Origin of the sequence: Protofrankia coriariae (assembly GCF_001017755.1) — a bacterium.
GTDB lineage: Bacteria > Actinomycetota > Actinomycetes > Frankiales > Frankiaceae > Protofrankia > Protofrankia coriariae.
In genome coordinates, this window is record NZ_JWIO01000045.1 from 1 (window position 1) to 8,217 (window position 8,217).

Consider the following 8,217-nt stretch of genomic DNA (forward strand, 5'->3'; position numbering starts at 1 on the left):
GGGCAGCGCGCGCCCGCCTCCCGAACCGGGCGCGGACGAACACGACGCCAATTAGCGAGCGCTTCAGACAGTTGAGGAGCATTTCATCCCGCCGAAGGGAGTTTCAGGCGGCGCCGATGACAACAAGCACCCGCGGGTGGGACACCCGCGCGGGCGAGGGAAGGCCACGGAGGATACGGCCGGAGGCCCTCGCGTTCGTGACGATCGTGTGACGGGGGCGGGATTGGGATCCCTGGCCATCATCGGGAAATGGTTCCTGCTGTCCCTGGCAGGACTGACGGCGATCTGCGGGGCCGGCTGCGCGCTGCTCGCGCGTCGAGAACGGGCCGTGTCGGTCGGCCTGGGAAGTCTGGCGTTGCTACTCACGCTGGCGACGGTGGCGGACCTGGTCAACGCCCACTACGGCTACCTGCCGCGGTTCGACGACGTCATCGGGGTGCAATCCTGGCCGACAGCGTCGGCACACGAAATAGTCGGCCAGGCGCCGCGGCCGCATCCCGACGGCTCGGTCGTCGGCCTGCCGGTCACCGGGGTCCACAGTGGGTTCGGAACTCAGGAGGCCCTGGTGTATTTTCCGCCGCAGTACTTCACCGAGTCGCATACCCGGTTCCCGGTCGTCTATCTGTTACACGGGTCGCCAGGCGTTCCGGTCGACTGGTACCGGGGAGGCCAGGCCGCGCAGGTTGGTGCGATGCTCGCGCACGACGGCCAGCCCGCGATCCTCGTCGCCCCGCGGTTGAGCCACGGCTGGCTCGACGACAGCGAATGCGTCGACCGCCCTGGGGAACACGTCGAAACCTACCTGGTCGACGACGTGATTCCGACGGTCGACGCGCGGCTGCGGACCATCCCGGATCGGGCCGACCGGATCCTGGCCGGGATGTCCGCGGGCGGGTACTGCGCGCTGAACCTCGGCCTGCGGCATCGCGACCTCATCGCGACGATCGTCGACATGTCCGGGATGACCAGACCGACCCATGACGGAGGAATGGCCGGGCTGTTCGGAAACCGGCCGGATCTCGCCTTCGTCGCCGCGGCCAACACACCGGCGCTCTACGCACTCGCGCTCCTGCCGGACCCGCCGATGCGGGTGTGGCTGGACTGTGGGCGCGGCGACCGCGAGTCCCTGGACGACACCAGAAACATGGCACTCACCCTGTCGCGGCGCCCCGGATTCACCACCGTTCTGAGGCTCAGGCCCGGCGGCCACGACTTCAACGTGTGGCGACCGGCGCTCCGCGACGGCCTTCAGTGGGCGGTGCCGACCGCCTCCCCGGCATCGACTGACCGTCATACACGTGTGCTCCAGCACCTTCACGCCAGGGTGGCGGCCGCCTGAGGGGCAGCGGGGCGGAAGGTGGAGAGGCAGAGGGCTGTTGCGTTGTACAGGGAGAAGGCACATCCCGTCCATTTTGTCGGCAGGGCAGGCCGGCCTGTGCGAATTCGCTGTCCCGATACGACAGTGTTGACGGATCCCGGGGCTCACCCGAAAAGGGGTAACAAGGATCGTGAGCATCTTCAGCGGCACCAACACTTCGCCAGACCCGCCGAAGCGGCGGGAGGCGGGAGTCTCCTGCCGAGACAGCTGATCGGATCTCCGGCAATCGCCGCGGATGGCCACGTCCGCGGTCGCGCTCCGACCTTACTGGTAAGCCGTTACGGATCCGCCCACGTCCAAGCCGCCCGGCGCGGCAGAAGCCAGGCAACCCGCCGCGATCGAGAGACCCGGCAGCGCCTCTGAAGACAGCGAACGCGAATACGAGGACGGGTCCCTCGAACGCCCCGCGACGCGCCGCATCCGGCTCCGGGCCGCGTCGGTTCGGGCTGTGGGCCTGGAGGCGGCCGTGGGTGCCGCGGATCGCCGCGCTGTTGACGCTCGCCATCGGCCTGATGGACATCGGGTCCTCGCTGACTCCGGAGTGGCATTCGCGGCTGGAGGACCTACAGGCGCTGCTGCCCATGGCGGTCTCCCGGCAGGCCTCCGCGTTCACCGTCGTGGTGGGGATGCTGCTGGTGCTGCTCGCGGCCGGACTGCGGCGACGCAAGAGGCGGGCGTGGCGGGCCACGGTGGTTCTCCTTGGGACAAGCGTGGTCCTGCACATAGTCAAAGGACTGGACTATGAGGAGGCAGCCGGGTCGGCCGCGCTGTTCGTCGCCCTGCTCCTGGCTCACCAGGAGTTCCGAGCAAAGGGCGACCCGACGACACGCTGGCGGGCACTCGGGATCGGTCTGTTGCTCACGGTGGTGTCGATTGGGGTCGGCTTTCTGCTGCTGCACCTGCGCGAGAATCGGATTGCCGGCCCGCAACCGCTGTCCGCCCAGCTGGAACAGGTCGTCCTGGGGCTGGCCGGTATCCCCGGGCCGCTGGAGTTCACCTCCCACCGTTTCGCCGACCTGGCCTTTCGGACGCTGCTGACGATGGGTGTGCTGACCATTGGGACCACCGCCTATCTCGCGCTGCGCCCCCCCGAGCCGCGGCCGAGGCTGACCGACGAGGACGAGGCCCGGGTGCGTGCCCTGCTGGCCCGACACGGTGATGCCGACTCACTGGGGTACTTCGTGTTGCGATCGGACAAGTCGGTTGTCTGGTCACCGACAGGGAAGGCCTGTGTGGCCTACCGTGTCGTCTCCGGTGTGATGCTTGCCAGCGGCGATCCGCTCGGTGACCGGGAAGCGTGGCCCGGCGCCATCAGGGAGTTCCTCCGCGAGGCGGCCGACCACGCCTGGACGCCGGCAGTCATCGGCTGCTCAGAGGCAGGGGGCATCGCCTGGACCCGCGCGGGCCTGTCGGTGCTGGAGTTCGGGGACGAAGCCGTGCTGGAGACGACCGGCTTTACGCTGGAAGGCCGGACCATGCGCAACGTCCGCCAGGCTGTCGCCCGGGTGGAGCGCGCCGGCTACACAGCGATCGTCCAGCGGATCGGCGATCTTGAGCCGCGGGACGTCGCGCGGCTCAGGGCCCAGGTCGCGGTCTGGCGAGGTACCGAGACCGAGCGGGGGTTCTCGATGGCTCTCGGCCGGATCGGCGATGCGGCAGACGGCGACTGCGTCGTGGTGATGGCCTTCTCCGCGGAACCGCACGGCGCGGAGCCCCGGCTGCGCGCCGTGCTGCACTTCGTGCCCTGGGGGCGCACAGGCCTGTCGCTGGACGCGATGATGCGCGACCGGGCGGCCGACAACGGACTCAACGAGTTCCTGATCGTCAGCGCTGTCCGCCGGGCCCGGGATCTCGGTGTCAAGCGGCTGTCGCTGAACTTCGCGGTCTTCCGGTCCGCGCTCGAACGTGGCGAACGGCTCGGCGCGGGGCCGGTGCTGCGCTCGTGGCGCGGTCTGCTGATGTTCCTGTCCCGCTGGTTCCAGATCGACAGCCTGTACCGGTTCAACGCCAAGTTCCAGCCGACCTGGCTGTCCCGGTACGTCTGCTATCCCGCGTCCGCGGACCTGCCCCGGATCGCGCTGGCCATGCTCGAGGCCGAGGCCTTCCTTGTATGGCCACGCTGGGTATGGTCACGCTGGCGCGGGTACCTGCCCCGCCCCAGCACCCGTCTACGCGGCGGCGCCGCGCGGACAGCTTCGCCTGACCGCCACCAACGACGTTCTTGACCTGCTGTGGCCCGCGTTCTGTCTCCGCGCCGGCGTCGGCATACCGTGCGCCGCTGGCCGCACCGGCTCAACACCGCCGGTGTCGGCGGCAACAGCCGTCACGCACCCCGCCCCTCAGATCTCGTCCACCTCTCAGATCATGAAACAAGATCTGCCGGAGTCACGTGGACGCCCCCTCAACGCCGGGGAGCGCTCAGAGCGCGGCCGGCCCCGATCGCCCGTTTGGCGTACACCGTTTTCACATGATCCTAATCGTGAACCGACCCGCCGCTCGGCGGGCAGACAGTCGCGGCCGGACTGCCCCGTCGGGAATCAGGCGGGCCTGACGCCTCGCCGAAAGAAGGGAAAGCGCCGATGGGGCATTTCGGGTTCGTCGAGACGGGCACGATCGGTCTCCTACAAGGGATCACGGAACTGTTTCCGGTGTCCGGTCTCGGGCACAGCGTGCTCGTCCCCGCGTGAATCGGTGGGAGCTGGGCGCGGGACCTGGACGTCTCCCGCGCCGGAGTCGCCCTACCGGGCCTTCATCGTCGCCGTGCGCGTCGCTACCGCGATCGCTCTGATCACGTTCTACTGGCGCGACTGGGTCCGGATCACCAGGGGTCTGGCGATATCGGCACGGGACCGCCAGGTCCGGACATCCGACCAGCGACTCGGCTGGCTACTGGTTATCGCGACGGTTCCGGTAGGAGTCAGCGGTCTCCTGCTGGAGCACACTTTCCGCGCCACGCTCGGCAAACCGTTGTCGGCAACGTTGTTCCTGACCGTCAACGGTGGCGTGCTGCTCGCTGGAGAGCGGCTGCGGCGGAGGAACACGGCGCCCCGCGGACCCGGGTCCGCGCCCGCTCCGGTGACGACGGCGCCGATCACCGGCAGGTTCACCGCCGGGAGACCGACTCCGACGCCCGCCACGGGCGCTCCTGAAGGCACCACCCCGGGATCGGCTGGCCCGGCGCCGCTGTCCGTCGGTGCCGCCGCGGGCAGGATTCGGCCGGAAACAACGGAAGGAAGTCCCGCGCTGTCCGCTCCGGTCGTACGCAATATTCGTTGATCCAGTGGTTTTGTTCCGGCTGTGGGCGAACCCGGGCGAAATCTTCGGGGGTTCGGGGAACCGACCGGACGGCGCGGATGCCCCGTCCGGTCGCCTCCAGCCATGCGGGCGGTGTGCCCGGATCACCGCTCTCACCTGGGCCTCCGCCGGCCCGGGGGGTGGGATGGTCTATCGGGCGACCAGCCGGCGGACGTCCGCTGCCGACGTACCCAGCCCGCTCGGAGCACCGAAGGGCCGCCGGTCCACGGCCGGGTGGTAGCGCAGCTCGGTCTCCTCGTAGCGGTGGGTTCCTTCGTGCCAGCGCAGGATGCCGGCCAGCCAGTTCTGCAGTTCCCGCACGTAGCCGAGCAGCGCGCCGCGGACGTCGCCGTCGAGCTCCAGCTGGTCGAACAGCACCGGCAGTTCCTCGGCCACGATGTGCTCGAACTGGCGCATCCGGGCGGTCATGAGATCGTTCACCACCTCGACCGCACGGTCGCGGCCGCAGCCGAGGAAGTTCTCGACCACCAGCACGCAGTTGTGGATCTCGCCCTCGAACTGGATCTCCTTCTGGTAGGAGAAGACGTCGTTGAGCAGGCAGGCATAGTCGGCCGCGGCGTTCTCCAACGACCGTATCGGCCGGGTGCGGAAGATCTCGGCCGGCACGGTGTGTGCGCGGGCGAGCCGGCACAGGCTCATCGTCAGGTCGGAGCCGAACGTCGCGCGGCGCATCTCCAGGTAGTCGACGGGGTCGGGGATGCGGTTGACCGCCTGGTTCGCCAGCTCCCACAGCCAACTGTCGATCATCACTTCGACGGCGTGGCGGAAGACGGCCCGCGCGGCGGGCTCCATCGGCCCGGCGGTGCGTTCCCACAGGTCGGCGAGGCCGCGCTCGAGGGCGTTCGCCGGTACCTCGATGGCCGGGCCGTCGAGGGGCATGAAGGCGCGCAGCCGTTCGTTGCTCAGCCGGGCCCCGGCCAGGTTCCTGCTCCGGCCGAAGACCACCGGATAGTAGTCGTCGCCATAGGTGCCCCAGGTCAGCCAGCTGGTGGTGAGGTCGAGTTCCGCCGCGGAGGCGTCCGGGTGGATGCCGGCCGAGCACAGGGCGAAGTCGAACGCGACCAGCTTGTGCTCGTCCCAGATGCCCGGGACCGGCTCCAGCATGCCCATCGCACCTGCCCAGCGGACGATCGAGCGTCGCGAGGCGTCCAGGTGCGGGCTGCGCCCGGTGGTGTATGGCAGGTAGAACTCGGGCAGCCGAGTCGGCCCGACCACCCGGAACGGCACGTTGGCATGGGACCGAAGCCGCCGCGGCGCGGTGGCGAGCAGGGACGGCACGACCCGCACCGCCGAGGTGCCGAGGCTCGGCGTGCCGGGCAGGCCGGGCAGCCCGCCCACCCCGACGGGCAGCCCGGGACCGGCCGGGACCGCGTCGAGGGCTACCTCGCGGTTCATGTACCGGCTGGAGCGCAGATGCCACTCGTGGCCGCCGGACTGCCAGTCCTGCAGGCCCTTGGCATACGCCAACGTCGCGAGCCGTCCCGCCGGGTCGATGCCGTACTCGTCCAGGACGGCCGGCAGCTCCACGACCGCCGTGTGCTCGAACTGGTGCAGTCGGGAGGTGAGCAGGTCGTTGACGGCGTCGGCGGCCTGCTGCGTGCCGATGTCGAGGAAGCGTTCGACGACCAGCACCCCGTTGCTGAGCTCGCCCTCCTCGGTGACCTCCCGCTCGTAGGAGAACAGGTCATTGCGCAGGTGGACCGCGTCGGCGAAGGTGTCGCGCAGCACCCGCAGCGGGCGGGTGGCGGCGACGGCGGCCGGGACCTCGGCGTCCGCGGCGTGCTCGACGAGGTTCGCCGACCAGGGCGCACCGCCGACCTTGCGGCGCATCTCGACGTACTCGATCGGGTTGGCCAGCCGGCCGGCGTTGATGTTGGCGAGTTCCCAGAGCGACTCGTCGAGCAGGTTGCGGGTGCTCACCGCGAACCGTGCCCGCCAGTCGGCGGACCTGGCCGGCACGGTCCGCGCCCACAGGTCCGCGAGCCCGCGCTCGACCGGGTTCGTCGGCTCCTCGGTGATCTCGCCGTCGACCGGCATGAAGGCGGGCAGCCGGTCGAGATGGGCCCGCGCGCCCGCCATGTCGTGCGTCCGCTTGTAGAGCTCCAGGAAGTAGTCGTCGAAGTAGAAGACCCACACGTACCAGTCGGTGACGAGGTTCAGCCGCTCGGCGGTGGCGTCGGGATGGGTGTAGGCGCACAGCAGGGCGTAGTCGTGGGCGTCGAGGTCCCGCTCGGTCCAGATCGCGGTCCCGCCCTCGGGCGGGTCGATCATCTCCATGGCCCGGGCCCACGCCCGGCTGTGTTCCCGGGCGACGTCCAGATGGGGGCTCAGGCGCGCCGGATAGGGCACGTAGAATTCGGGGAGGGTGAAAGGCTGCATGATTCTCCGGGAAAACCCTTCTCTGCCGCTGGTGCGGGCGGTCGCGCCCGGAGGGCGTCACCGATATCGGCGCGTCGCCGCGGCGCGCTGACCGCGGCGACGCGCCGGTGGGCGGGCTCAGCGCCCGATCTCGACGCTCTCCAGGATTCCGAGCGCGTCCGGAACGAGGACGGCGGCGGAGAAGTAGGTCGTCACCAGGTACGAGATAATCGCCTTCTCGTTGATGCCCATGAACCGGACGGACAGCCCCGGCTCGTATTCGTCGGCGAGGCCGGTGTGGTGCAGGCCGATCACACCCTGGTTCTCCTCCCCGGTCCGCAACGCGATGACGGAGGTCGTTCCCGTGGCGCTGATCGGAATCTTGTTCAGCGGCAGGAGGGGGACGCCGCGCCAGGCCGGCACGTGCTGGTCGTGGAACAGGACGGTCGCCGGGTAGATGCCCCGCGCGGTGCATTCCCGGCCGAAGGCCGCGATCGTCCGGGGGTGGGCGAGCAGGAAGTGTGTGCTGCGCCGCCGGCTGAGCAGTTCGTCCAGGTCGTCCGGGGTCGGCGGGCCGGAGCGGGTGTGAATGCGCTGGCGCAGGTCGGCGTTGTGCAGCAGGCCGAAGTCGGAATTGTTGACCAGCTCGTACTCCTGGCGTTCGCGCAGTGCCTCGACGGTGAGCCGCAGCTGCTGCTCCAGCTGGTTGATCGGCTCGTTGTACAGGTCGGCCACCCGGCTGTGGATGCGCAGCACCGTCTGGGCGACGCTGAGCTCGTACTCACGCGGGGCCAGTTCGTAGTCGACGAACGTGCCCGGCAGGTCCGGCTCGCCGCTGTGCCCGGCCGCGATCGCGATCTCCGCCTCGCCCTGCCGGTTGCGCGGCGGCTGCGGGCGGGAGCGGTAGTCCGCCAGGTGCCCGCGCAGCGCGGTGTCCCGCTCGACGACCTCGGCGAACTGCTCGCGGGTGAGCACGAGCACGGTGGCGGCGGTCAGGGCGCGGGCGGTGTACTCCCAGGTCAGGTCCGACTCGACGAGGACCTCGTCACCGAAGTACTCGCCGTCGGCAAGCACCCCGAGGGAGCGCTCGTCACCGTACTCACCCGGGCCGAATTTCCCGATCTTGCCGTGGGCGACGAGGAACACCGCGTCGGCCGGCGCGCCGG

4 protein-coding genes and 1 pseudogene (1 of these 5 only partly in view) are annotated in these 8,217 nt (G+C 69.9%); 3 read left to right on the forward strand and 2 right to left on the reverse strand.

Annotated features, from left to right (window positions below; translation table 11 throughout):
• Positions 1-223: 223 nt before the first annotated feature.
• The 3 genes from FrCorBMG51_RS20470 to FrCorBMG51_RS35075 all read left to right on the forward strand — a co-directional run bounded on the left by FrCorBMG51_RS20470 (position 224) and on the right by FrCorBMG51_RS35075 (position 4,654).
• On the forward strand, positions 224-1,339 hold the full coding sequence (locus tag FrCorBMG51_RS20470) for an alpha/beta hydrolase (protein WP_235433767.1): 1,116 nt from the start codon (positions 224-226) through the stop codon (positions 1,337-1,339).
• A 509-nt stretch (positions 1,340-1,848) separates the two neighbouring features.
• Complete coding sequence (locus FrCorBMG51_RS20475) at positions 1,849-3,603, forward strand: phosphatidylglycerol lysyltransferase domain-containing protein (protein WP_047224658.1); 1,755 nt, start codon at positions 1,849-1,851, stop codon at positions 3,601-3,603.
• A gap of 466 nt (positions 3,604-4,069) precedes the next feature.
• Positions 4,070-4,654, forward strand: a complete 585-nt coding sequence (locus tag FrCorBMG51_RS35075; RefSeq protein ID WP_076844972.1) for an undecaprenyl-diphosphate phosphatase — start codon at positions 4,070-4,072, stop codon at positions 4,652-4,654.
• Between the two features lie 168 nt (positions 4,655-4,822).
• Here the strand turns inward: FrCorBMG51_RS35075 and FrCorBMG51_RS20485 are convergent, their stop codons facing one another.
• Together FrCorBMG51_RS20485 and FrCorBMG51_RS20490 are read right to left on the reverse strand one after the other, a co-directional pair.
• On the reverse strand, positions 4,823-7,072 hold the full coding sequence (locus tag FrCorBMG51_RS20485; RefSeq protein WP_047224659.1) for a family 2 encapsulin nanocompartment cargo protein terpene cyclase: 2,250 nt from the start codon (positions 7,070-7,072) through the stop codon (positions 4,823-4,825).
• Positions 7,073-7,189: 117 nt separating this feature from the next.
• Positions 7,190-8,217 (reverse strand): annotated as a pseudogene (locus FrCorBMG51_RS20490) (family 2B encapsulin nanocompartment shell protein) (it continues 405 nt past the right edge of the window).